Source organism: Acidobacterium sp. S8, assembly GCF_009765985.1.
Taxonomy (GTDB): Bacteria; Acidobacteriota; Terriglobia; order Terriglobales; family Acidobacteriaceae; genus Alloacidobacterium.
The window spans coordinates 84,413-106,997 of record NZ_LMUM01000024.1 but is presented as its reverse complement, the minus strand read 5'-3'; the positions used below and the strand labels follow the sequence as shown (position 1 = coordinate 106,997).

The window sequence follows — 22,585 nt, the reverse complement described above, 5'->3', positions numbered from 1 at the left end:
GGACAAACTGATGTTAATGGCTTAAAAAAAATGATGAGAATCCGAAAAGATCGGCAGAATCGTGATGGGGCTATTCATTTTTCTTCGTGGCCGCATTGACGATCGTGCTGCTCTTCTTCTTCCACTACGCTCCGATCGTTCAACGATAGGTCATTAGGGAAGTTTGGGGGCCTTTGAAGCATGTCGGCGTCACTGCCGAGATCGATGACCCATTACTCACTACTCGCAACCCCTCTCCTAGAACGTTAACCACATCCCAACGCGTCTGCGTGCCTTGGCGCGTAAACTCGAGTGAAAGCCGGGTGGACCCAATCCTCAGATCATCAATCCGCAGCCACTGTAGAAACGGAGGTAAGTGCGGATGGTCGATCACCAACTCTCCCGCCTGAGCCCGAGGCCGCAGACCGAGCAGCCCCGCGAGTAACAGAAATGGCGCGCCCGAAGCCCAGGCCTGAGGCGAGCAAGAAACGGGGTAGTGCACTGGCTCGCCGCTGAGTTGCCGCCCAATACCGCACATTAGCTCTGGCAGCCGGTATCGACGATAGCGTAGGGCTGCATCATACAGCGTCTGAAACAATACTGATGCCTCGTAATGAAGTCCGTAGCGGGCCATCCCATAACCAATCATCGACGTGTCGTGCGGCCAAACAGAACCGCAGTGGTAACTCATCGGGTTGTAGTACTTCTCTGCGGAAGAAAGCGTGCGAATTCCCCAGCCCGAAAACAATTCATTGCTCATGAGTTTCGCCGTCACTTGGCGCCCACGTTCTAGACTGATCGCACCGCAAAACAATAAGTGTCCCGGATTTGAACCATCTACTCGGAGCTCACTTTTATCCTTGTCCAGAGCCATTGCATAATAACTTCGATTTTCCAGCCAGAATCGCTGCTCGATCAACTCGCGCAGTTGCTCCGAGCGCTTCATTGCCTCGAGCGCCAGCGTGGGTTCGCCTAACATTGTAAGCAACTCCGCCGCGCCTGCAAGACCGCGCACCGCGTATCCCTGCACTTCTACAAGGGCGATCGGTGGCTGAGCGATGCGTCCATCACTATGGCGATTCGCGTCGCCTGAGTCTTTCCATCCTTGATTAAACAGACCTTTTGGATTCCGCCGGCAGTACTCGATCAGGCCATCGCCGTCCAGATCGCCGTACTGGAGAAGCCAGCGCGTTGCTGCCTTCAATGCGTCCTTCAATGCCAAAATCAGCTCCGAGTCCGCTGTCCAACAAAAATACTCATGCAGCAGGATCAGAAATAATGGAGTAGCATCGACCGAGCCATATGATCTGCCAAATGCCACCTCATTCGTAGCGGTCATCTCTCCCGAACGCCGCTCGTGCAGGATTTTTCCCGGGTCTTCGTCTCGCTCATCATTTTCAGTCGTGCCCTGATAACTGGCGAGGACACGCAGGGTATCTCGGGCCAGGTCCGAATCAAGCAATAGCGTCTGGTAGCTGCTGATGAGAGAGTCGCGCCCAAATAGAGCCGCGAACCACGGTACGCCCGCCGCCACCGCAACGCCCTGGCTCTCTCGGATGCGCAGTGCGAAAAAGTCTTCTACCGAGGTCTCAAGCAGGGAGTCGAAAATCTTATTATCTGAGTAGACCCGGGTGCATCGCTCTTTCCACTCCGCGTGGCGTGTGCGAGATCGCTGCCGCTCTTCTTCCCGAGCGGCAGCCGGGGCCTCCTTAAAACTGGAAACCCCATTTTCACTAAAAGAGGTGATTGCCATCGCCACTGTCACAATTAGGCAAACCTGCTCGTGCGGTGGAAGGTCTAGCTCCCATTGCGCGTGAGACGCCTCCAGTAACTGCGGCTGTGGGGTAAATCCGATCTCGGTAAATCGGATTCGGTCATCCAATCCTTCGTAGCGCAAGCGGACGCGGGCATCCGCCACCAACGGCCGAGTATATCGCCCGCTTTTGCCCCGCAGTAATCCTCGCACCTGAAAGATATCCATGAAATCGGCAGAGAAAAGCAGCTCAACCGTCATCTTTACGTTCGTGTGATGGAAGTTCTGAAATGTCAGAGTGTCAAACAGCCGATCGTGCCCCAACAGGAATTCCCGTTCTATAAAAATTGTGTTGATGGGTAAATCCAGGTCGGTGCCCGGCACTGCACCGCCGCGTACTGTCATTCCCACCTGCGCAAGGTCAGCGCCCGTGTTGGTGCAAGATAGCAGAGCTGGCGGTTGTCCATTGGTGCGCAGCTCATAGTGGCTTAGGAAGCGGGTGTCCTCATAAAAAGGCCGATGTTTGGCGAACCTGGCGGTACCAGGGCGCCTTCTTCTGTAGCTGCAAAAAAGGTTGATCCGTGGATAAGCGCCAGGATGCCGGCGGAACTCAGCGGAGGCTCTGGATAAGCCACCTTTGGCTCGGTCGGCGGATCAATATAATTAACCGAAAACGTGTGCGTTGCGGAATCACTCAAGCAGCTTCCTCGTCTCTTCCAACGGGGGCAAGCCCCCCGCTGAGTATGCTCATGTAAAGTTGGTGATACTGGCGCGCCATGGCTACCGCGGAGAAGTGCTGTTCGGCATAGGCCCGTACGATCCGCGCATCGAAGCGGTCTATTGTCAGCGCCCTGACGGCATCTTTTACATTCTGACAGACGGCGCCAGAGATGCCGTCGGCTACTATCTCCTCGACTGCGCCTCCAGGAAAGGCAATGACCGGTGTGCCACAGGCCATCGCTTCGATTATCACCAAGCCAAATGGCTCTTCCCATTCGATCGGGAACAACAACGCAGTCGCTCGGCTCAACAAATCATTTTTCATCGAAAAGTCCGCCTCGCCCAGAAACTCGACATTTCGCCCGTCCACCTGGGGGCGCACCTGACCGTCATAATAGCTTTGGAAAATGGGCTGCACCTCTCCGGCAATCTTCAACGGCATACCCAGCTTTTTGGCAATCGCAATCGCATTATGCGTTCCCTTAATTGGGCATATCCGTCCCAGGAAACAAACGTAGGGGTCCTTCTCCGCGGAAAAGCGGTAGCGCGAAAGATCCAATCCGTGGTGGATCATCTCAGGGGTTAAAGTCGGATGCACGGATGCTTGGTGATGACTAATCGAAACGTAAGTAACATTTTTATATCGCTCATATAAGTCGGTGATGGAGGGTTCGCACGGATGATGCAAAGTACAAACGAACGGCAACGGGCTAAAACGAGAGAAGGGAACAGCCAGAGCATTACTCACATGCACAAGGTCGCAGCTTCCCGCCGCATCCTTAATCGACCATGAGGTGTGATCAAGATCCTTCGTCAAGCCCGACATCTCTGCGGCGAGGGGCCAATCCTGATTTGGATATACCCAGCGCAGATCGGCTTTCACCGTAGAGTCGCCGTTCGCGTATACAGTCACGTCCACATTCAGGCGTCTGAGGCTCTCAGCAAGATTCGCAACAAATAATTCTGTTCCGCCATAAGCGGTGGGCGGAACGGAGATAAAGGGGGAGGCGATTAGTCCGATGCGCATATCGTGCTCCAAGATCCTGGAAGCCGCTCTTGGCCATATAGATGCGTCAATGAGTCAAAAAGGTCTGCTACCCCTCAATCGCAGCTGCCATCAGTGCATCTCATATGAATCAAAAGTCGATTGTAAGGAGCGTCGCTTAAGTTCAGTGGAAAATTTCCGTTGGGGATATCCCGCAGGAAAATTTAATGCGAAGGGCTCACCAAAGATCCACCCCGACTCCACTCACCGACGGATGAGCTGCAAGCTGTCGGGTGACGTTAAAAATCAGATTTAGATTGGCTTGTGTAGAAGAGTGACCACTGCGATATGCCGTATTACGATTTAATTAGACGCATAGGACCTCGTGTCTTTACGGGGTGAATCTGCATCTAGATTAAAGAAAGTCTACGAGGAGTCTTTTATGGTGACAGAAGTCCATTCAGAACATAGAGTCCTAAGAAAACTGATCTTTTTTGCGACGATAGCTTCTGGGGTGATTGCGGCTTACCTGATGTATCGACGAGGCGAATCAATATTATCAATCACCACACAGGCTGTTACCAATCCAGTTGGTTCACTGATTTCGGAAGTCAAAAATGCGGTCTAGGCAAATAGGGTCGCCAACCTTCGGAAAACATTGAACAGCCACGTTTTCGGTGACGGTCATATGGAATTGTTGGAACTTCTCAGGTCCGTGAGCTGTACCACTGGAAGCCTGACGTAACCGAAGCTGACGTTTCCCAGAACTGAGGGACGCCATTTGTCGACTACGTATTGGCCAAATGGCGAATAGTATGTGGTTGGCTAACGACTGTTATTGGGGATGAGTTGCTATGTTGTGCCACTCATCAGAGCACAATTCAGAGATCAGCATCGAGTTCTAAGAGATTGAAGTAGACGTAGGTAATTCAATCGCATCGCGACTTGCTGTCAGTACAACTATTACGGCTCGCTCCATATCTCATCAAACGGAAGGTGAAAAATGAGCATTGGAACTTTAGAAGAGCTACTGATAGACGAGTTGAAGGATCTATATTCCGCAGAAAAACAGATTGTTCGAGCCTTGCCCAAAATCATCAAGGCTGTTTCGACACCGGAGCTGCAACAAGGTCTCGCGAATCATCTTGAAGAGACTAAAGGCCAAGTGATACGGCTGGAGAAAATCGGTGAAATCCTCGGTAAGAAGATGACTGGAAAGGCATGTGTCGGTATGAAAGGCGTGCTTGAAGAAGGCTCCGAGGTATTAGAAGACACCAAAAAGGGCCTCGTCCGAGATGCCGCTCTGATTTCCGCCTGCCAGCGAGTGGAGCACTATGAGATGGCAGGCTATGGCTCGGCTCGGGACTTTGCCAAGTTGCTCGGACAGAAAGAAGTGGCCGCTCTGCTCGATGAGACGTTGGCAGAAGAGAAAAATGCCGATAGGACGTTAACCGAAGCTTCGAAGCAGGTCAATGCTCAAGCCAAACAACAAGGTTGATTCATCTAAGCTTGGATGGTGACGGAACCGCTCTTTAACTAACGTCGATACTTGGCAGCGTTGAGATTAAATTATGTTCACGAAAAAGCCTGCAATCTCACGCTCTGAGATTGCAGGCTTTCTGAAAATACAATTGTCATAATGTAATCAGGCTGCTGCCTGTGTATTTACCCGACCCGATATTTCCGTGAGAAGCTGGTCGGCATTTTCTTCCTCTTTCTCAATCGATTCGAGGACGGTGATATCTTCCTTTAGGCCAAGGATTTCGGCCCAATGCCGCAATGTTCCGTAGACAGCGATCTCGTGATGTTCCACTTGCTGCGCCGCACCGATGAGAGCGATATTGCGAATGGTAGGATCGGTCACATCTTTGATCGTGTCCGAATCTTCATCCGAAGCTGCTGCCAGTCGCATTCCGCGAGTTTCAACCGCGGGCACGATGCGTGGTGAAATGCTCTATCGCGACCTGGGCTCGACCGGTGTTCAGGTCTCTGTCATTGGGCTGGGTGGCTCACATCTGGGGCAAGCTAGTGTTACCGAAGATGACGCTGTGCGACTCATCCATGAGGGTTTGGATCGTGGCATCAATTTTCTGGACAACTCGTGGGATTACAACGAGGGACGAAGCGAAGAACGGGTAGGAAAAGCGCTATCCCAGGGCGGCTACGGACAGAAGGCCTTCGTCATGACCAAGATAGACGGGCGCACAAAGGAAGTGGCGACGAGCCAGATTGATGAATCACTGAAAAGGCTCAAAGTGGATCACATCGATTTGCTGCAGCATCACGAGGTGCTGCGGTATGACGATCCCGATCGTATCTTTAGCGAAGGCGGGTCCATGGAAGCCGTATTGGCAGCCAAGCAAGAGGGCAAGATTCGATTCATCGGCTTCACAGGGCATAAAGATCCACATATTCATCTGTATATGATGGACGTCGCCCAGAAACACGGCTTCCGTTTCGACACCGTTCAAATGCCGCTCAACATTATGGATGCGCATTTTCGCAGCTTCTCGCAGCTAGTGGTCCCCCGGGCTGTGAAACAGCAGATTGGAGTGTTGGGGATGAAGTGCTTCGGGAGCGGAGTCATTCTCAAGTCCGGCGTTGTTCAGCCGATGGATTGCCTGCATTATTCATTGAATCTCCCTCTGTCGGTACTCATTACCGGAATCAACAACCAGCAATTGTTGGATCAGGCTTTCGCTTCCGTCAAATCATTCAAACTTATGGATGAAAGTGCTGTGGCAGAGTTAGTCTCGAAAACCCAGGAGGCTGCACTAAGTGGAAAGTACGAACTCTTCAAGACGACGGCCCACTTTGATACCACCGCCCGGCATCCGGACTGGTTAGGCTCCGACAGTCCGGCCGTTCAAAAGCTGGCTCCGCAACTGCCAGGGTGAGTCACCTGGCAGGGCAGCCGAAGTAGACCAGATTTTAAATCAACCATTGCCGGGAGAAATCCTTCGCCATTGGAAGCGCTGAACCACTGCTTTGCCAAAAGATTTCACGACGTGTAATACGCGCGTTTTCCGCTCTTATCTTGGACTTTTGCGGAATGCTTGAGGGCACTCGCATCGAATCTGAGGAAATGGCATAGCTTTGCCTCCTTAAGGCGCAACGCTTACGGTCAATTCTTAGGCTTCTTTTCCGCGCCTCTGCCGGGACTACCGGCATGAACGAGTTCGGGAGTCGAAGCAGCCCGTAAAGTGGTCTTCTGACGCTCCGTGTTGATTCGCGGTGACCGTGTCAATGGAGCTAATGCTGAAGATTTTCCACTTTCTAGCGCTGCAATAATCCCTTCTAGGACCCGGACATCGGCGAAGCCTTCTTCTCCATTCCGGTTCTGGATTTTCGTTATTGAGGATGCATTCGGAGAAGTACTTGAGCTCTCCGCCAAATCGCGTCGAAGATTCCAGAAGTGAGCGCTTCCTGAAATTCTCGTAGCCGAAGACCGCTGCAACACCATACTTCTTCCCGAGTTCATCAGCCTTAACTGGATCTGAAGTAATGAGCGCAGAGATCTCGGAATTGCCCGTGTGTTCAACTCCTGGCATCATGTCTTCCTGAGCAATATCGCCGAGCCCCACGATCGCGTACCGGATTTTGCGTTCCGATTCTATCCCGATTAGCTCTTTGATTCCCATGAACAATTCCTTATACTTCGGATCTTTGGCAGCCCTTTTGAGCTCCGCTCACAGGCGGATGAGAGCAATGCCGGATTCAGGATTAATTTCTTTCTGAAGATGTTTTGGACTTTCGGTGATGATGATCTCGCAGGTCGGACGAACCTTCGCGCTTAGAAGGTGACCTCCGTGGGCGGTTCCGTCTTTGCGCCCGATGACCAGATGGGCATGAATCTGTGGCTTATCATCTTTCAGCGCGATGTCTCCAATAAGAGAGAGTAGCTCGACCTGTTCCTGTAGCTTGATCGCGGTTTGATACTTCTTGGTCTCCCAATTGAACCAACCCAATTCGACACCGCTGAGGGCGCCGATTGCCTTGAAACTACTGCCAGCCAGCTGTTCAGTTTGAGCGACTAACTTGAGAGAGGAGAGAATTTCGTCTCCCGTGTCTAGGATGACGATTAAAGTCCTGGGATTTTCAGCAATCTGTTTGGAACGCATGGCATCCTCTTGATCTTGGATGCCAATGAAGCGAAATACGTTGAGTCTCATCGAAAGCGGCGTTGTTTGATCGCCTCATTTATCTCCTCATGAAACCCGCCTGACCAAACGCGCGTCCAATCGTCTGTCCAGCCAAATAGGGACTAGCCTGTCTCGGAGATACATATGTATGACTGACGCATCGGACATACTCGTAGAACGACTGCTCGCGTGGGGGGTCGACACCATATTCGGTCTGCCGGGCGACGGCATCAATGGGGTCTTCGAAGCCCTTCGCAAGCAGAAGGAACGGATACGGTTTATTCATGTGCGGCATGAGGAGGCTGCGGCTTTCATGGCCTGTGCCTACGCGAAGTTCACCGGTAAGCTGGGGGTGTGTATCGCGACATCCGGCCCGGGAGGCATTCACCTCCTGAATGGCTTGTACGATGCGAAGTTGGACCATGCGCCGGTGCTTGCTATTACAGGTCTGCAGCATAGTGATCTGATTGGGACCTTTACTCAACAGGATGTAGCTTTAGATAAGCTTTTCATCGATGTCGCAGTTTATAACGAGCGAATCATGAGCGGAGCGCATATGGAAAGCGTGGCCGATCTGGCGATCCGCGGGCCTTGGCATCCCGTGGCGTAGCTCATATCACCATTCCCGTGGACGTACAGGTTCAGGAGATCAAGAAGGGACGCTCGGAGAGGAACCCGATACACCACACCTCGGCGATTCCAGCATACTTCGACCAGCTTCCCGCTCGCATCGAGTTGGTGCATGCCGCGGATATTCTCAATCGTGGAAAGAAGATCGCCATATTAACCGGTCAAGGCGGATTGCACGCCACCCTGGAACTGGAAGAGCTGGCAGAAATGCTCGGCGCCCCAATCATCAAGGCTCTCCTGGGTAAAGCTGCTGTTCCGGATGACAGCCCTTACACCACCGGTGGGATCGGCTTGCTGGGGACCGAACCTTCGCAGGATGCCATTGAAGGATGCGACACGCTTCTTATGGTGGGAACATCTTTCCCATATATCGAATTTCTTCCCGAGCCTGGATCGGTCAAATGTGTGCAGATCGATATCGATCCTCAGCGCATTAGTCTTCGCCATCCCGCTGATGTCGGCCTCATTGGAGACGCAAAAAACACGATTCGCGCGCTGCTTCCACTGCTCGAAAAGCATGACAAGGGTTTTCTTGAAAAAGCTCAGAAGGCCAAGGCCGAGTGGCAGAAGCTCATGGAAGAGCGTGGGACGCGACCGGATAAGCCGATGAAGCCGCAGGTCGTAGGCTGGGAGTTAGGCAAGCGTATTCCATCGAATGCGATTGTGACCTAAGATTCAGGTACGATTACGACCTGGTGGGCGCGTTACGTGCCTGCGTTGCGCGGCCAAAAGCATAGTTGCTCGGGAAACCTTGCCACCATGGCTTGTGGCTTGCCTTACGCCATTGCGGCGGCGGTCGCATATCCGGATCGGCCGGTCTTCTGCATCATTGGCGATGGTGGCTTGAGTATGCTGCTGGGCGAGTTGATCACTGTTGCTGCCTACAAGCTGAACATCAAAATCATCGTGATCAAAGACAACACACTTGGGCAGATCAAATGGGAACAGATGGTCTTCCTCGGAAATCCTGAATACGCCTGCGATCTGTATCCTGCCGACTTTGTGACCATAGCACGGGGTGCCGGACTCTAAGCCATTCAGATCGAAGATCCCGCTACGTGCGGTAGCCAAATCGATAGTGTAGTTGGACGCCCAGGTCCGGTACTGATCGAGGCGGTGGTCGACGAATTCACTCCTCCCATGCCGGCAAAGATCAAGGCAGGCCAGGCTCTGAAATTAGCAGAGGCTCTCGTGCGCGGCGAGCCAAACCGTATGAAGATCGCGCTGACGAATGCACATGATAAGGTCCGCGAGCTGGTATAACCGCGTGATTAGGGGGTACCGCAGAGATGAAGCCGTCGGACATTTCCGTGGGAAGGGTGAACGTTTCCGCCTATACGATACCGACCGATGCTCCTGAAGGCGATGGTACGTTGCAATGGGATTCCACGACGCTCATCATTTGCGAAATTCATGCAGGGGGCGAGGTCGGATTTGGGTACAGCTACGGCAATCAAGCCACCGCATTCGTGGCCGATTATCTGGCACGTAAGTGCTTGCTGCAGCGATCGCCGATCCATATTCCCAGTCTCCACACAAGCATGCTCCGACAGATACGGAACGACGGCAGCCGCGGGATTGCATCCATGGCGATCTCAGGCCTTGATGTCGCTCTCTGGGACCTCAAAGCCAAGCTGCTCGGCTCCTCCCTCCTCGATCTCTTTGGTACCGCTCAAGTGAGTGTGTCTGCATACGGGAGTGGAGGATTTACTACCTACAGTCACCACCAACTGGCGGCACAACTGTCGGGGTGGGTTGCAGAAGGTCTGAAGAGCGTAAAGATGAAGGTCGGCGCAGAGCCGAATGTGGATGTGGCTAGAGTTCAATCGGCTCGCGATGCCATCGGGCCATCCACGAATCTATTTGTGGATGCGAATGGTGCTTACGACGTGCGACAAGCCATCGCCTTTGCGGACAAATTCGCAGCGCTTGATGTCACATGGTTTGAAGAGCCTGTCAGCTCCGATGATCTCGATGGCCTCCGCCGCGTGCGCGACCGCGCCCCCGGTGCCATCGAGATTGCAGCCGGGGAGTATGGCTACGACTCTTTCTATTTTCGGCACATGATCGAGGGACAAGCAGTGGATGTCCTGCAACTGGACGCGACCCGCTGCAAAGGCTTCACCGGCTTTCTGGAAGGAGCTGCTATTGCAGCAAGTTTTGGCATTCCCATCTCCGCGCACTGCGCGCCCTCCCTTCACATGCATGTGGGTTGCGTCGTCTCCGCCTTCCGGCACGTCGAATATTTCCATGATCACGCGCGGATCGAGGCGATGCTCTTCGATGGTTTCATTCCGGCCAAGGACGGTGAGTTGAAGCCTGATCGATCCCGACCCGGCATGGGACTGATCTTCAAGCATTCCGACGCGAAGCAGTTCCTTAGCTGGAGAAGTCAATGATTTACGACTTCAGCCAGCCCATCTTCAATAAGGTACCGCAGTGGCCGGCGTTCCGGCCGACTACAATGACGATTCCGCATCTCACTGCTATTGAATCGGCGAATGTCGAACGGTTGGAAATGATAACCCACACCGCCAGGCACGTCGACGCACCGTTTCATTTGTTTCCAGATGAAGATATTCGCGTGCCGGAAGCGATGCTGGACGGGCGTTCGCGGCATTCCGCATTATCTTCAGTTTTAGTCCACGGCACGGGTGGGGCATGGACACGCGCCGTCGCCTGGGATGAGAGAGAGATGGCATGACGTTTGTCCTGACCGGGGCGCTCGAATGGAGTGCCGATCGAAATCTGCCCGCTCCCATATCCAACGTTGCCGTTACGGTTCTCGAACATTTGCGGGAGGGCTGTTTTCAGCGCAGCCTCTGCCTGATCGTCGCCACGACCAGTGTAGCCAGCGGCCTCGAAGTCGGATATGAGCATTACAAAGGAAGCTACAGTAATCCGGTTATGTATACACCTGTAGTTCTGAGTAGCGCCCTTGCGGGGGCCAGCCTCTTAGGAGCTTTCAATCGAAGAGCAGCCCGTACCGTTCTTCGTTGGGTCAGCGTTGCGACGCTCGCGGATGGCATCATTGGATTCTTCTTCCACGTTCGCGGCGTGGCACGAAAACCTGGAGGCTGGAGTCTCCCCGTGACGAACAGCGTGATGGGACCGCCGATCTTCGCTCCACTGTTGTTTGGAACCAGCGCGTACCTGGGATTAATGGCATCGTATCTGCGCCGCGAGGAAGACCTTCATGGCCTCAGGGAGCGCTTCAATGAGATCGTCGAAACGGGAAGCTCCGACTGGCGAACTGAACTGCGTTACGGACGGTTCCAAAAGCACTTGTCGGCCGTAACGGTTTTATGGGCATTTTTCAGTGGCTTTGAAGCTCTCTATTCTCACTACAAGACCAACTTTCGCTATAAGGCTCAGTGGACACCGGTAATTTTGGCACCTTTGGTGATGGTCGCAGCTGCGGGAGCGGTGAAGAGCCGCCGTATTGCGAATACCGTGTTGCCGATCGTTTCGGCTTTAGCCCTGGCCGACGGAGGTATCGGTTTTTACTACCATGCGCGCGGTATTGTTCGGAGGCCAGCGGGCATAAAGAAACCGCTCTACAACACGCTCTATGGCCCTCCCATCTTCGCCCCGCTCCTGTTCGCGGCCTGCGGATTTCTCGGCCTCATGGCCAGTCTTCTCCGAAGGGAGAAAAGATGACAAGAAAATCTTTTCCGTTCCGAGCATCAGGCGGCGAGCTCAAAGACCTCAAACAACCGGGTTATTACGAGGGCTACAGCAGCATGGCCCAGAAGAAGAACTGGGACGAAGCGACGCAGAAGACGGTGACCGACCGGGTCGAGAAAGTGTCAGGTATTCGGTTCTTCTCGGAAAAGGAAGCGGCGTTGTTTGTAGCAGTGATCGATCGTGTGATGCCTCAGGACGATCGCGCGGAAGGGCGGACGATCCCCATTCTTCCTGCGCTCGACGAACGTCTCGATAAGAATTCGCTCAACGGTTTTCGCTATGAGGATATGCCGCCGGATCAGGAGGCATACCGGCTCGCAGCGAAGGCTATTGAAGAGATGGCGCAAGAGCGCTTTGGAGAATCCTTTCCGCTTCTCACCGTGCATCGACAAGAGCTGATCTTGAAATCGCTGCATGACGGAAAGCCTGATCCGGATAACGCCGTGTGGCAAAAGATGCCAGTACATCGCTTCTGGGCCATGCTCATGGAAGACTGCGTGACGGCGTACTACTCTCATCCCTGGGCGTGGGACGAAATAGGTTTCGGTGGACCCGCGTATCCGAGGGGATACATGCGTTTAGAGAACGGTCTGCCTGAGCCCTGGGAAAAGGATGAACAGCGCTATGAGTGGAATGCTCCGGTCGATTCAGTCTCTCAACCAGATGAAGAGGGCGCTCCTCCTGAACATGGATCACTGCACGGCCACGGAGGCAGCCACTGATGTCACATCGTCTTGGGCCCATGCAGACGCTTCCATCGCCAATGCGTCGATTCGAAGAGAGTGACATTGTGGATTATTGCATCGTCGGCGTGGGAAGCGCAGGCGGGGTGCTGGTGCAGCGCTTGGCGCGGGCAGGGTTTCGTGTCGTCGCGTTGGAAGCAGGCCACTTCTGGGACACGGAGAAAGATTGGGTCAGCGACGAGAAAGGCTCCCACGAACTCTATTGGAATGATCTGCGTATCACCGGCGGAACGCATCCTCTTGCTCTTGGTGCGAACAACAGCGGCAAGGGAGTGGGCGGAGGTTCTGTTCACTGGGCTGCCTTCGTACCGCGCTTTCATCCCTCCGATTTCCGGGTCTACTCCGAGGACGGGGTGGGCGCCAACTGGCCCATCTCCTACTGGGATCTTAAGCCTTATTACGAGCTGCTGGAGCGCGAAATTCCTGTTGCAGGACCTGCCTGGTTTCCATGGGGCGATCCGCACGGTCATCCCTATGGACCCCATCCTCTCGGCGGCGTTGGCGATGTATTAGTTCGTGGCTGCTCGAACCTCGGTATTCGATCTGTCGCAGGTGGGCCCGTCGCAATTCTTTCTGCTTCGCATGGCGACAGACCGCATTGCATCTATCGAGGTTTCTGCCTTCAGGGCTGCAAGGTCGGAGCCAAAGCCAGCACACTGATTACCCACGTCCCGGACGCCATCTCCCACGGCGCAGAGATTCGGGCATATGCGATGGCTTCGCGCATCAGTCTGCGCGACGATGGGCGAGTGAATGGGGTCGTTTACTTCGATCGCGAAGGGAAAGAGCGCTTCCAGCGAGCCCGCGCAGTGATTGTTTCGGGCTATGCTATCGAGACGCCGCGGTTACTCCTAAACTCTGCATGCCCCGGCCATTGTAATGGATTAGCGAATTCGAGTGGGACACTTGGCAAATATCTCATGGCCCAGGCTGGAAACGTCGTAGCCGGGAGATTCGACGAGCTCATTCGTCTTTATAAAGCGCCCCCAGCGCACGCTCTGAGTGAAGAGTTTTACGAGACCGATCCCGGACGAGACTTTGCCCGCGGCTTTGCCGTGCAGACAGTGGGACCACTACCGGTTGCATTTGCAAAACAGATGGTCGCAGCCATGGGAGCCTGGGGATGGGGTATGCGCCAAGTCATGATGGACTACAACCACTGGGCGACATTAGGAGTCTTGGGAGAGATTCTGCCTTGGGAAGACAATCGAGTCGAATTGGCAGAAGAAAAGGATCAACACGGTCTGCCAGTCGCGAAGGTCATGTTCAATCTGCATGACAACGACAAGAAGCTGATCGAGTTTGGGAAAAACAAGGTGATGGAAATCATGGCGGCTGCGGGAGCAACGCAGGTGGTTCAGGAATCACGCTTCGCTCACCTAGTCGGAGCTTCTCGAATGGGAAGCGATCCATCTACGTCGGTCGTCGATAAGTTCGGTCGCACGCACGACATCCCGAACCTGTTTGTCTGCGATGGAAGCATCCTGCCCACACAAGGCTCAGCGAATCCAGGCCTGACCATACAGGCCCTTGCCGCAAGAACCGCGGACTATTTGATCAAGCAGGGAGAGACGATTTTTTATTCCAATCGCCGCGACCTGAATGAACCTGGGATTCGATACGATCTGAGTCCGCCTTACACTCGGTTCAAGGGCAACCCGCGTATTGCCTAATTTCTAAGGAATTTTCGAGCGCAAAGGGCGACGCCCAGAAGACCACATCCCAATACAAACCAGCCTCGGTGCTTCGACACTTGTGCTTCCAGGCTAAACGTCCGTGACTTCGTATCAAATGGCCCATGCGCGCCGAGCGTAGTCGGGACCGGATGCCAAACATTGTTTGGCCGGTCAGGAGAATCAGGCTCTTCGCGCTGCTGCGCTTTGTAACCCGCCTTTCCAAGATAGAGATCCAGCAAGCCAGGAAAGAACTTCTGTCCTACGATGGCTTTTACAGTTGACCCGCCGACCCAGTACTCCCGCCGGGGCGAAGATGCGAGCGCAGCGCGCAAGATCACGCGAGCGCCAACCTCGGGTTCGTATATCGGAGGTACAGGCTGGGGCAAATTCGGAAGCCGGCTCTTTACCCAAGTGAACTGAGGTGTATTCATCGCCGGCATATGAACTACGACCGCCTTTACATTGCTCCGATCGTGAATCAGTTCGCAACGTAACGAATCGGTGAACCCTACGATGGCATGCTTAGTTGCACAATAAGCGGACTGCAGAGGGATGCTTCTTACTGCCAGAGCCGAGCCGACCTGGATTATTCTGCCGCGATTTCTCGGTAGCATTCGCCTTAAAGCGGCGAGCGTGCCATGAACATATCCAAGGTAGTTTACCTCGGTGACACGGCGGAACTCAGCCGCGTCCATTTCTTTGATAGGCGAGAATACCGACACCATCGCGTTGTTGATCCAAACTTCGATGGGACCTAAACGTTCTTCAAAAGATGCTGCAGCAGCCTCGACAGCCTGGTCATCGCTCACATCGGCTGCATACGTGGCTGCTGTGCCTCCGAGTCGTTCAACTTCCCCCGCTGTTGCTTCGAGTGCCTATAGATCACGCGAGATCAAGCCTACGCTGGCACCCGCGTTGCCGAATTCATGAGCAATGGCTCGTCCCAGCCCCGCTGACGCTCCCGTAATGACCACAGTGAAATTTGACAGCATCCTACTGATCTCCATAACAATACGGTCCCACAGGTTAGATGCAGGCGGGACCAAGCGAAATAGCATCTAACGCTTCGGAGTGTTGGGGATGGATGAGCGAGGAAGGCGCGCGTGGCTCTTGAGATCGAAAATTATGCTCTGATCGGCGATTGCGAGACAGCAGCGCTGGTAGGAAAGAATGGATCGATCGATTGGTTGTGCTGGCCAGATTTTTCCTCTCCGGCATGTTTCGCCGCGCTCATCGGCACCGAGCAGAATGGCCGATGGCTGATTACGCCAAAGAACAGTTGCAGAAGAATCACGCGGCAGTATCGCGAGCATACATTGATTCTAGAGACCCGTTTCGAGACGGCAGCGGGCGTCCTCCTACTCACAGACTTCATGCCCGTGCGCGAAACGCATTCGGACATTGTGCGAATCGTGAGATGTCTTGAAGGCAGCGTAAAGGTTCAGATGGAGCTCTGCATCCGTTTTGATTATGGACGCACCATTCCATGGACCGGCGCCCGCGAACGCAATGGCTGGGCGGCCGCCGCCGGTCCAGGTTTTGCCTATCTGCGAACCAAGGAACAGATCGAGACAAAGGGCGATATTGCAACTGCCGAATTTACGCTCAGTCAAGGCCAACATCGTACTTTTGTTCTGACTCATGTTGGAGCCCAAGAACCTCCACCGAAGCGCATCAATGTCCAAAAGGCATTTAACCAAACAGAAAAATTTTGGCGAGATTGGTGCTCCTCGAACACCTACGAGGGACCTTGGCAGGATGCCGTCGAACGATCACTGATTACGCTCAAGGCTCTCACGTATCGGCCTACAGGCGGGATCGTCGCGGCTCCCACGACATCACTACCAGAATATTTCGGCGAGGACCGGAACTGGGACTATCGCTACTGCTGGCTCCGGGATGCGGCGTTCACGCTCGAATCCTTACTTTCGGTTGGCTATTACGAGGAGGCTCGATCTTGGCAAAACTGGCTTCTTCAGGCCATTGGGAGCGACGCGCGACGCTTACAGATCATGTACGGGATGCGAGGCGAGCGCCATCTGCCGGAATGCGAGCTTCCATGGTTGCAAGGATATCGAAGATCGCAGCCGGTGCGTATGGGAAATGGCGCATCGGAGCAGATGCAGCTGGATGTCTACGGTGAGGTGGCGGACGCAATTGTGGGCATGAAACGGGCGGGAATGCGCCTGGATGAACGCCTTTTCCACCTGCAAACGGAACTCACGGACTGCGTAGCTTCTCTTTGCCACCTTCCCGCATCGGGACTGTGGGAGCAGCGCGATCAAAAAAAGCACTATACCTACTCGAAGGCAATGGCTTGGCTAGCCCTCCATCATGGGGTAGAAAGCAAGTTGGCTAGCCCTCCATCATGGGGTAGAAAGCAAGAAGGGGAAAAAATCTGTCGAATGGAAGACGATACGCGACCGTTTACATCGTCAGATATGCCGGAGAGGCTTCAACCGTGAGCTCGGCAGCTTTGTGCAATCTTTCGACTCGGCTGTCTTGGATGCCTCGGTGTTGTTGCTCCCGATCTTCGGATTTTTATCTTTCAAAGATGAGCGCGTAAAGAGCACAATGGATGTCCTCCAGAAGAAACTCAGTCGGGACGGATTTATTTATCGTTTTTCACCAAGCTCACGCAAAGATCGCGAATCGGCTTTTATCGCTTGCTCGTTTTGGATGGTTCAGAATCTCGTAGGGGCCGGACGATTACTAGATGCAGAAAGGCTCTTCGAAAAGCTGATCAGTCAGCGAAACGACGTAGGGTTACTGTCTGAGGAGTACAACCCCGAGCAAAGACGGTTTATGGGAAACTTTCCGCAGGCCCTTTCTCATATCGCACTCATAAATGCAGCCCGGAAACTGGCTTCTCATCAGGCGCATAGTTAGGTGCCCAAGCGGACCCACTTCTTTATCGAGCCATACACAAATTGGCTTTGTGTCCCAGGATGGCGGCAAGCACAACGACTCCGCTCTAACGACTACTATCGTCCTCCTTTGCGCTCGGAACAACGGAGATTCTCGGAGGGTAGACCATGGACGCTTCTTTCCGATCTGGGCACGACTTTATTTCACCAACAACTATCCGTGTATCGCTCTTCATTGCAGCGAATCACTTGAGACAAATATCGCAGGGCAACTTGACAAGTTCCAATTGCCGGCATACATAGATAGTATGTCTACCGTAGACGATCTACCTGGTGACGAGAAGCTTGGATTTGATAGCCGCCGGGACAGGAGTTTCTTTTCGGACCTTACAGAGGCGGGTGGCGGCGTACCGGAGATCTGGCCTCACGGCGATTGTCAGGAAGTCGTGAGCTGACCGCGGAGAACGTCGCGTCATTTCCTCGAAGCTGCGCGAGACGAACGAGGGCTCGCCCTCGAGCGAACTCCGCTCACTTCCTTTCACCGGCAGGTCAAGCACACATAAGGGCTTCAATCCCGAAATCTAACGTACCGTTCAGCAGTTGTATAAGAACTGCTGACTGACGGAAGTCTTCGCTTCGAATCACATCGAGAACGCAGGGATATTGCTAAGGATCACTCAGGCATCCATAAGAAAGGCTGTTACCAAGTAGGCACAATGAAGACGGATTGACACCAGTAAGGCAAGCTGCTGTAGACTCATCTACTTCTGAGGAGTTCGCTGGGCTAGTGGCAGACAAACTTATTCCAATAGGATTCCACGTTCTTGAGGGCATGTTCTTCACGGGAGCAATAGGCTGCGCGGTAACGATTTTTCTCTCATGGATCGAGATATTCGCGAAGGCCTTCTCCGAGGATCGGCCCGGCGACAAGTAAAGTTTTGCCTTCGCTTGGCAAACCAAGATATGGAATCCGCAATCTCAGTAGTTACCTGAAGTAACCGGGATGCTCTCCGACCTTCCATCTGGCGATAAAATCGGATCGCAGCATCCCGGCGATTCAGTTAATCCCAGAACGTCCGGTAAGTCTTCGGAGGAGCGCCAGCGACTTCTGACGTAATGCCTTCTTTCCCACTGCTCACATTTCCATGGCAGATGCCGAACGGGCGAAGAATGTGTCGCTGAAGAAAGCCGTGGCGATGGCAACGGATGAGAGAGTCACAAACAAGATTTGCACTTCGCTCAGGCCGTCACACTTACCGGATGTACAGCGGAGGCGGTTGGCGAAGACGAAGCGCGGTAGTCAGCAGCCGTGATCTGATCGATGGCGCTGGAGTTCCAGACGCATAGTCGTAAGTTCACTCCGAATCTGTATGCACTCATCGCAGGCGACATTGAATGCGATTTTGTCCACACCTAATAGCTTCATTAATCGCGATGATGCACCGGATAGGCGACTCTTCAGAGTCCCAATGCCTTCGTCGAGTTGTTGTCGGATGGAGCAAACGATATGAAATCTCCGTAAGCTATGCAGCGGTAATTTCGTGCAGGTGTTCAAACGTATCGGACAATCGCGCTTTCAGGAACGGGATGCCCTCTTCGGAAAATGCGAAATCATACACCGTATAACAAGGCCCGCACAGCCAGAAATGCTCTACGTGAAGATGGCCATTTTCACTTCGGATGACACGCACGACCCGACCGTCACGAAGATAGCAAAGTCGTTTCTTACAGGCTGAATTGAAGCAGCGATCAATCATGATGCGCACCTCCCCCGAGCATCGCAATATCGACTCACTTTTCAGAGATGGTCATGTTCGGCAATCACCAAGGAAGCAATTCAGCGTGGCCATTGCTGTGAGCAGTAACTTCCGCACACGAATGCATTGCTTCTCCGTGTACAAGTTCTGATTCGCTGGGTGCCGAACTGATGGTTTGATAGCAAGACCGACAGATGGAATCGAAGGTGCCATCTGCATTCCGACGATGTGCAAATCCATTATCACATCCACTGGAGTTCATGGAGACTGCCCCTGAGTTTGAATGAAATTGCTGCCTTTCAAGATTGTTATGCTAATCCGAATTTGAAGAAATCGTCTGTCGGCTAGGCGACATTTGATAGGGAAATGGCTGCATCGACGCAAGGGGGTGTGCGCAGGAGGGTGTTGACCGGATCAGTCAGAATCGAAGAGCACTAGAAAAACCGCGCAGTCAGGCAATTGCGCTTAGTTCGTTTCCGCCTGCCAGTTTGCCTTTTGCCGTTGAATGACCTCGTAGCACTCGCAGGCGGCTTCTGTAAGCTTCGGTTTATCCAGGATGGTCACGTTTCCTCTCGTGTACGTAATCATTCCTGCCTTCTGCAAGACACTGGCTGCCACACTGACACTCGATCTGCGGGCGCCAAGCATCTGACCCAAGAACTCCTGAGTCAATGGCATTGTCACGCCGCCAATCCTGTCATGGCTCATGATGAGCCATCTGGCTAGTCTCTCTTCCACCTCATGCAAGCGATTGCAGGCAGCAAGTTGGGTTGACTGCATCGCCAGGACCATCGCAAAACGCTGAATCTGTTTTTCCAGTTCCGGGCATTCCGCCAAGAATTTCCTCAGAGTTGTCACATCCAACCGGTAACCCGTTGCATCGGCCTGAATCACCACTCGAAGGGGACTGGTTCTGAATCCGAAGACGACCGGCGTGCCAACAAAACCTTCTTTCCCTATTAAGCCAACCTCAACACTTTTTCCATCCGGCATAACTGTGAGCACGGAAGCCATCCCGCTGTTCAGGAAACAAGTGGATTTGATAACTTCACCTGCCTCGTGCATCACATGGTGAAGGTTCAAGCGGACGAATTCGAGTATGGGAAAGAGTTGCGCACTTTCCTTTTGAGGAAGAGCCGATAGAATGAGATTTCCTATTTCCTCCCATCGCCGCCTTTTCTTGCCGACGGCGGAATTGCCTTGGTAGAGACACTACGATCTTTCGCCATGAAGGCTCCTTTGCAAGCGAAAACGCTGTCTGATTTTTGCAGGGAACCGACGCCCGAAGGCACGGCGGAAAGATGCTAGACGAGACGTATCAACTGTACGCCTTCGGAGGTGAGAACGTATGTGCGCAACCGCACCTATCTCGATCCAAGAGCGGGCAGACAACTCACTTTGAACGCTCTCGCATCAATGCTCCAAGAAGCAGTCCGCCCATCTGCTTCGGTGGTAAAGACATGGCTACCATTTCTTGCGTTGACGACGGCCGAGGCGTGTCACCATTCCGTGTGCTCGTAGTAGAGGATTACGAACCGTTTCGCCGATTTGTCTGCTCGACGTTGGGGAAGAGAACGGAATTGCAGGTCATCGGCGAGGCATCGGACGGACTAGAAGCGGTTCAGAAAGCCGAAGAACTTAAACCCGACTTGATTCTGTTCGATGTAGGGTTGCCCACGCTGAATGGAATCGAAGCGGCTCGACGAATCCGCAAGCTCTCCCCTGAATCCCAAATACTCTTCGTGAGTCAAGAATCTTCTAGTGCTGTCGTACAAGAAGCTCTTCGCTTAGGCGCGCGGGGCTACGTAGCAAAAACAAAGGCTCGAATCGATCTACTAGCTGCCGTGGAGGTGATCTTTCAGGGCAGGCGGTTTGTCAGTGATGAATTGGCAGGTCATATTCCCGCGGAGCTTGGCTAACCGGTATACCTCGAGCGGCTCCACTCGATGAGGCTTTCGTATTGCCGACCGTTGCTCTTTGTTTGCGGCTATTGAGGGGTTCTGTTTTCGTCAGTGCCTTGTGAGCCGGAACGCTGCCTCCGGTCGTTCAGCGGGTGATGACTGGGCTCGTCCCCGGAACAGAAGTGCGTCCGCTCCCCATTTGCTAAAGCAGCCTCGCTGGTTGCGGTGCTTGCTGTCCTATAACATCTCAAGCAGATTGAATCAAAACTTCCGTCTGCCTTTTCACGATGAGCGTATTCACTGCTACTCCCAGTCGCGGTCATAGTGTTCTCTTCCTAGTTAGATCATTTGCAGGGCGCATCTCTCTCCCTCTTGCCAGACGCCCTGCAGCAACTACATGATGACGCAAAAAACAATTCGGTTGCAACAACAATGTCAGATGAAAACTACAGGTCTTCCGCCATCCCGCCATCCGCGTGTTCTCCGCCAAAGCGCAGATGATTGGAAATTACTTCCGACGAGTTTTCCGTTATTCTCGTGTATCTCCTCACAGCTGCCGCATCATCTGCTTGATGTTCGATGAGGTAGAGGAGATTAGCTAGAACCTCCAAATGATGCGCAAGTTCATCTGGATTCATAAACACCCGCGGGCTTCCTGCATGCAACTTCCCCGCTATATCGGTGTTTAAACGAATGGGAGCAAACAGAAATGAATAGCAGAAAACGTGCATGGATATCGCCACTGGCCGCAGTGCTTTTGACAATGTCTGCCCTTCCGGCAGCGCCGCACGCAGTGGCTGAGCAGACTGGCAATGACAGTCAGATTCAGGCTGAACTGGCGAAATCCCTAAGCAGCTCGAAATTTAACGATGTACATGGATCAGTGCAAAACGGGATCGTTTCCCTTTCGGGCACGGTAAAGGTCTATAACGATAAAGCAGCCGCTGACAAGAAGGCGCATCATCTGAAGAACGTCGCCGCGGTGCAAAATGAGATTCAAGTCGGCAGCAAGGAAGTATCCGATCATGACCTGCAGCAGAAGCTCGCGAAGGCAATCACCTACGACCGTATCGGCTATGGGACGACCACATTCAATGCAATCTCTGTGAATGTGCAAAATGGTGTCGTGATCCTTGGGGGACATGCTTATGGTCCGATGGACAAGCAGACCGCCGTTATCGAGACAGGCAGTACGCCCGGCGTAAAGGATGTGATCGACAACATCGAGGTTGACCCCCTTTCGCGGATGGATGACAGGGTTCGTGTTGCCACGGCACATGCAGTGTATGGATTTCCATCGCTGAATAAATATGCTATGGATCCAGCGAAGCCAATCCGCATCTCTGTTCAAAACGGCAACGTTACGCTATTCGGAGTGGTGGACAGCGAGGCGGATAAGGATGTCGCCGGTCTTCGTGCCAACAGTGTTCCGGGAGTCTTTAAGGTCACGAACGATCTTCAGGTCGCCAGCCAGCAATCGGTTCGCAACTAGGTCGAATTAAATCGCGACATTCTTTGGCCTTCATTCCGTAATTGGATTGAGGGCCGTTCTTTTGTGGGGATACGGAGCTCTGGGGAGAGGCCCAGTTCGCATCCGGTATAACGTTGGAGCCGGAATTGCCTTTGAGAAAGATGCGTGTTCGTTCCCCACGGGATCGCCGCGGTCATCAACCCCCTCACAGTAGAAGCGAGAGGAGTGGAAACCGTCTTCTGGACATGAGAGGAAGCGCCACCCCAGAAACAAT

25 protein-coding genes and 1 pseudogene are annotated in these 22,585 nt (G+C 53.4%); 16 read left to right on the top strand and 10 right to left on the bottom strand.

Annotation, left to right across the window (positions count from 1 at the left end):
* Nucleotides 1-139: 139 nt before the first annotated feature.
* Nucleotides 140-2,311: a glycogen debranching N-terminal domain-containing protein gene (locus tag GSQ86_RS09020; protein WP_256366826.1), complete on the bottom strand. Its 2,172-nt coding sequence runs from the start codon at nucleotides 2,309-2,311 to the stop codon at nucleotides 140-142.
* A 115-nt stretch (nucleotides 2,312-2,426) separates the two neighbouring features.
* Nucleotides 2,427-3,479: a glycosyltransferase family 4 protein gene (locus tag GSQ86_RS09015; protein WP_158749625.1), complete on the bottom strand. Its 1,053-nt coding sequence runs from the start codon at nucleotides 3,477-3,479 to the stop codon at nucleotides 2,427-2,429.
* 961 nt (nucleotides 3,480-4,440) lie between these two features.
* On the opposite strand from GSQ86_RS09015, the gene GSQ86_RS09005 reads away from it, so the two are divergent.
* Entirely contained in the window at nucleotides 4,441-4,935 is a 495-nt protein-coding gene (locus tag GSQ86_RS09005) for a ferritin-like domain-containing protein (protein WP_158749623.1), read from the top strand.
* Between the two features lie 147 nt (nucleotides 4,936-5,082).
* Here GSQ86_RS09005 and GSQ86_RS09000 read toward each other — a convergent pair whose 3' ends face one another.
* Complete coding sequence (locus tag GSQ86_RS09000; protein ID WP_158749622.1) at nucleotides 5,083-5,349, bottom strand: DUF892 family protein; 267 nt, start codon at nucleotides 5,347-5,349, stop codon at nucleotides 5,083-5,085.
* A 25-nt stretch (nucleotides 5,350-5,374) separates the two neighbouring features.
* Here GSQ86_RS09000 and GSQ86_RS08995 point away from each other — a divergent pair, with 25 nt between their 5' ends.
* Nucleotides 5,375-6,334, top strand: a complete 960-nt coding sequence (locus tag GSQ86_RS08995) for an aldo/keto reductase (protein WP_254062256.1) — start codon at nucleotides 5,375-5,377, stop codon at nucleotides 6,332-6,334.
* 264 nt (nucleotides 6,335-6,598) lie between these two features.
* On the opposite strand, the gene GSQ86_RS08990 is transcribed toward GSQ86_RS08995, so the two are convergent.
* Both GSQ86_RS08990 and GSQ86_RS08985 read right to left on the bottom strand, forming a co-directional pair.
* Nucleotides 6,599-7,078, bottom strand: coding sequence for a hypothetical protein (locus GSQ86_RS08990; RefSeq protein WP_254062255.1), 480 nt, complete (start codon nucleotides 7,076-7,078; stop codon nucleotides 6,599-6,601).
* 48 nt (nucleotides 7,079-7,126) lie between these two features.
* Nucleotides 7,127-7,558, bottom strand: coding sequence for a PPC domain-containing DNA-binding protein (locus GSQ86_RS08985; RefSeq protein ID WP_158749620.1), 432 nt, complete (start codon nucleotides 7,556-7,558; stop codon nucleotides 7,127-7,129).
* 169 nt (nucleotides 7,559-7,727) lie between these two features.
* Between GSQ86_RS08985 and GSQ86_RS23385 the strand changes: the two genes are divergently transcribed.
* The 9 genes from GSQ86_RS23385 (at nucleotide 7,728) to GSQ86_RS08955 (ending at nucleotide 14,312) form a co-directional block, all read left to right on the top strand.
* A complete protein-coding gene (locus GSQ86_RS23385; protein ID WP_254062254.1) occupies nucleotides 7,728-8,189 on the top strand; it encodes a thiamine pyrophosphate-binding protein in 462 nt (153 codons plus the stop codon).
* A complete protein-coding gene (locus GSQ86_RS23380) occupies nucleotides 8,171-8,881 on the top strand; it encodes a hypothetical protein (protein ID WP_254062253.1) in 711 nt (236 codons plus the stop codon). The genes GSQ86_RS23385 and GSQ86_RS23380 overlap by 19 nt, the downstream gene beginning before the upstream one ends.
* Nucleotides 8,882-8,917: 36 nt before the next feature.
* Nucleotides 8,918-9,241, top strand: a complete 324-nt coding sequence (locus GSQ86_RS23375; protein WP_254062252.1) for a thiamine pyrophosphate-dependent enzyme — start codon at nucleotides 8,918-8,920, stop codon at nucleotides 9,239-9,241.
* A gap of 84 nt (nucleotides 9,242-9,325) precedes the next feature.
* Nucleotides 9,326-9,472: a hypothetical protein gene (locus GSQ86_RS23370; RefSeq protein ID WP_254062251.1), complete on the top strand. Its 147-nt coding sequence runs from the start codon at nucleotides 9,326-9,328 to the stop codon at nucleotides 9,470-9,472.
* A 26-nt stretch (nucleotides 9,473-9,498) separates the two neighbouring features.
* Nucleotides 9,499-10,608: an enolase C-terminal domain-like protein gene (locus GSQ86_RS08975; protein ID WP_158749619.1), complete on the top strand. Its 1,110-nt coding sequence runs from the start codon at nucleotides 9,499-9,501 to the stop codon at nucleotides 10,606-10,608.
* Nucleotides 10,605-10,913 carry a cyclase family protein gene (locus tag GSQ86_RS08970; RefSeq protein ID WP_158749618.1) on the top strand — a complete coding sequence of 103 codons (309 nt, stop codon included), beginning with the start codon at nucleotides 10,605-10,607 and terminating at the stop codon, nucleotides 10,911-10,913. The genes GSQ86_RS08975 and GSQ86_RS08970 overlap by 4 nt, the downstream gene beginning before the upstream one ends.
* Nucleotides 10,910-11,869, top strand: coding sequence for a hypothetical protein (locus GSQ86_RS08965; protein ID WP_254062250.1), 960 nt, complete (start codon nucleotides 10,910-10,912; stop codon nucleotides 11,867-11,869). Before GSQ86_RS08970 ends, GSQ86_RS08965 begins: the two co-directional genes overlap by 4 nt.
* Entirely contained in the window at nucleotides 11,866-12,618 is a 753-nt protein-coding gene (locus GSQ86_RS08960) for a gluconate 2-dehydrogenase subunit 3 family protein (protein WP_158749617.1), read from the top strand. Before GSQ86_RS08965 ends, GSQ86_RS08960 begins: the two co-directional genes overlap by 4 nt.
* Nucleotides 12,618-14,312, top strand: a complete 1,695-nt coding sequence (locus GSQ86_RS08955) for a GMC family oxidoreductase (protein ID WP_254062249.1) — start codon at nucleotides 12,618-12,620, stop codon at nucleotides 14,310-14,312. The genes GSQ86_RS08960 and GSQ86_RS08955 overlap by 1 nt, the downstream gene beginning before the upstream one ends.
* Here the strand turns inward: GSQ86_RS08955 and GSQ86_RS08950 are convergent.
* Both GSQ86_RS08950 and GSQ86_RS22990 read right to left on the bottom strand, forming a co-directional pair.
* Nucleotides 14,309-15,178, bottom strand: a pseudogene (locus GSQ86_RS08950) (SDR family oxidoreductase); the annotation flags it as partial. The gene GSQ86_RS08955 and the pseudogene GSQ86_RS08950 sit on opposite strands and share 4 nt — an antisense overlap.
* A 12-nt stretch (nucleotides 15,179-15,190) precedes the next feature.
* A complete protein-coding gene (locus GSQ86_RS22990) occupies nucleotides 15,191-15,307 on the bottom strand; it encodes an SDR family NAD(P)-dependent oxidoreductase (protein ID WP_216841071.1) in 117 nt (38 codons plus the stop codon).
* A gap of 111 nt (nucleotides 15,308-15,418) precedes the next feature.
* On the opposite strand from GSQ86_RS22990, the gene GSQ86_RS22985 reads away from it, so the two are divergent.
* The 3 genes from GSQ86_RS22985 to GSQ86_RS08940 all read left to right on the top strand — a co-directional run bounded on the left by GSQ86_RS22985 (nucleotide 15,419) and on the right by GSQ86_RS08940 (nucleotide 18,116).
* Nucleotides 15,419-16,780 (top strand): glycoside hydrolase family 15 protein, encoded by a 1,362-nt coding sequence (locus tag GSQ86_RS22985; protein WP_254062248.1) that lies wholly within the window; start codon nucleotides 15,419-15,421, stop codon nucleotides 16,778-16,780.
* On the top strand, nucleotides 16,731-17,204 hold the full coding sequence (locus GSQ86_RS22980; protein ID WP_371720535.1) for a glycoside hydrolase family 15 protein: 474 nt from the start codon (nucleotides 16,731-16,733) through the stop codon (nucleotides 17,202-17,204). The genes GSQ86_RS22985 and GSQ86_RS22980 overlap by 50 nt, the downstream gene beginning before the upstream one ends.
* A 765-nt stretch (nucleotides 17,205-17,969) precedes the next feature.
* Nucleotides 17,970-18,116 (top strand): hypothetical protein, encoded by a 147-nt coding sequence (locus GSQ86_RS08940; protein ID WP_158749616.1) that lies wholly within the window; start codon nucleotides 17,970-17,972, stop codon nucleotides 18,114-18,116.
* Between the two features lie 589 nt (nucleotides 18,117-18,705).
* On the opposite strand, the gene GSQ86_RS08935 is transcribed toward GSQ86_RS08940, so the two are convergent.
* Together GSQ86_RS08935 and GSQ86_RS08930 are read right to left on the bottom strand one after the other, a co-directional pair.
* Nucleotides 18,706-18,939 carry a hypothetical protein gene (locus GSQ86_RS08935; RefSeq protein ID WP_158749615.1) on the bottom strand — a complete coding sequence of 78 codons (234 nt, stop codon included), beginning with the start codon at nucleotides 18,937-18,939 and terminating at the stop codon, nucleotides 18,706-18,708.
* A 465-nt stretch (nucleotides 18,940-19,404) separates the two neighbouring features.
* Entirely contained in the window at nucleotides 19,405-20,004 is a 600-nt protein-coding gene (locus GSQ86_RS08930) for a Crp/Fnr family transcriptional regulator (protein ID WP_254062263.1), read from the bottom strand.
* A gap of 395 nt (nucleotides 20,005-20,399) precedes the next feature.
* On the opposite strand from GSQ86_RS08930, the gene GSQ86_RS08925 reads away from it, so the two are divergent.
* Complete coding sequence (locus GSQ86_RS08925) at nucleotides 20,400-20,858, top strand: response regulator transcription factor (protein WP_158749613.1); 459 nt, start codon at nucleotides 20,400-20,402, stop codon at nucleotides 20,856-20,858.
* A gap of 428 nt (nucleotides 20,859-21,286) precedes the next feature.
* On the opposite strand, the gene GSQ86_RS22975 is transcribed toward GSQ86_RS08925, so the two are convergent.
* Nucleotides 21,287-21,604 (bottom strand): hypothetical protein, encoded by a 318-nt coding sequence (locus GSQ86_RS22975; RefSeq protein WP_216841084.1) that lies wholly within the window; start codon nucleotides 21,602-21,604, stop codon nucleotides 21,287-21,289.
* On the opposite strand from GSQ86_RS22975, the gene GSQ86_RS08915 reads away from it, so the two are divergent.
* Nucleotides 21,604-22,332, top strand: coding sequence for a BON domain-containing protein (locus tag GSQ86_RS08915; protein ID WP_158749661.1), 729 nt, complete (start codon nucleotides 21,604-21,606; stop codon nucleotides 22,330-22,332). The two genes, GSQ86_RS22975 and GSQ86_RS08915, sit on opposite strands and share 1 nt — an antisense overlap.
* The last annotated feature ends 253 nt before the right edge of the window (nucleotides 22,333-22,585 follow it).

Coding starts and splice junctions, on each gene's coding strand:
- GSQ86_RS09015 (WP_158749625.1), bottom strand. CDS start 3,479: ATGCGCATCGGACTAATCGCCTCCCCCTTTATCTCCGTTCCGCCCACC.
- GSQ86_RS09005 (WP_158749623.1), top strand. CDS start 4,441: ATGAGCATTGGAACTTTAGAAGAGCTACTGATAGACGAGTTGAAGGAT.
- GSQ86_RS09000 (WP_158749622.1), bottom strand. CDS start 5,349: ATGCGACTGGCAGCAGCTTCGGATGAAGATTCGGACACGATCAAAGAT.
- GSQ86_RS08995 (WP_254062256.1), top strand. CDS start 5,375: ATGCGTGGTGAAATGCTCTATCGCGACCTGGGCTCGACCGGTGTTCAG.
- GSQ86_RS08990 (WP_254062255.1), bottom strand. CDS start 7,078: ATGGGAATCAAAGAGCTAATCGGGATAGAATCGGAACGCAAAATCCGG.
- GSQ86_RS08985 (WP_158749620.1), bottom strand. CDS start 7,558: ATGCGTTCCAAACAGATTGCTGAAAATCCCAGGACTTTAATCGTCATC.
- GSQ86_RS23385 (WP_254062254.1), top strand. CDS start 7,728: ATGACTGACGCATCGGACATACTCGTAGAACGACTGCTCGCGTGGGGG.
- GSQ86_RS08975 (WP_158749619.1), top strand. CDS start 9,499: ATGAAGCCGTCGGACATTTCCGTGGGAAGGGTGAACGTTTCCGCCTAT.
- GSQ86_RS08970 (WP_158749618.1), top strand. CDS start 10,605: ATGATTTACGACTTCAGCCAGCCCATCTTCAATAAGGTACCGCAGTGG.
- GSQ86_RS08965 (WP_254062250.1), top strand. CDS start 10,910: ATGACGTTTGTCCTGACCGGGGCGCTCGAATGGAGTGCCGATCGAAAT.
- GSQ86_RS08960 (WP_158749617.1), top strand. CDS start 11,866: ATGACAAGAAAATCTTTTCCGTTCCGAGCATCAGGCGGCGAGCTCAAA.
- GSQ86_RS08955 (WP_254062249.1), top strand. CDS start 12,618: ATGTCACATCGTCTTGGGCCCATGCAGACGCTTCCATCGCCAATGCGT.
- GSQ86_RS22990 (WP_216841071.1), bottom strand. CDS start 15,307: ATGCTGTCAAATTTCACTGTGGTCATTACGGGAGCGTCAGCGGGGCTG.
- GSQ86_RS08935 (WP_158749615.1), bottom strand. CDS start 18,939: ATGATTGATCGCTGCTTCAATTCAGCCTGTAAGAAACGACTTTGCTAT.
- GSQ86_RS08930 (WP_254062263.1), bottom strand. CDS start 20,004: ATGCACGAGGCAGGTGAAGTTATCAAATCCACTTGTTTCCTGAACAGC.
- GSQ86_RS08925 (WP_158749613.1), top strand. CDS start 20,400: ATGGCTACCATTTCTTGCGTTGACGACGGCCGAGGCGTGTCACCATTC.
- GSQ86_RS08915 (WP_158749661.1), top strand. CDS start 21,604: ATGTCTGCCCTTCCGGCAGCGCCGCACGCAGTGGCTGAGCAGACTGGC.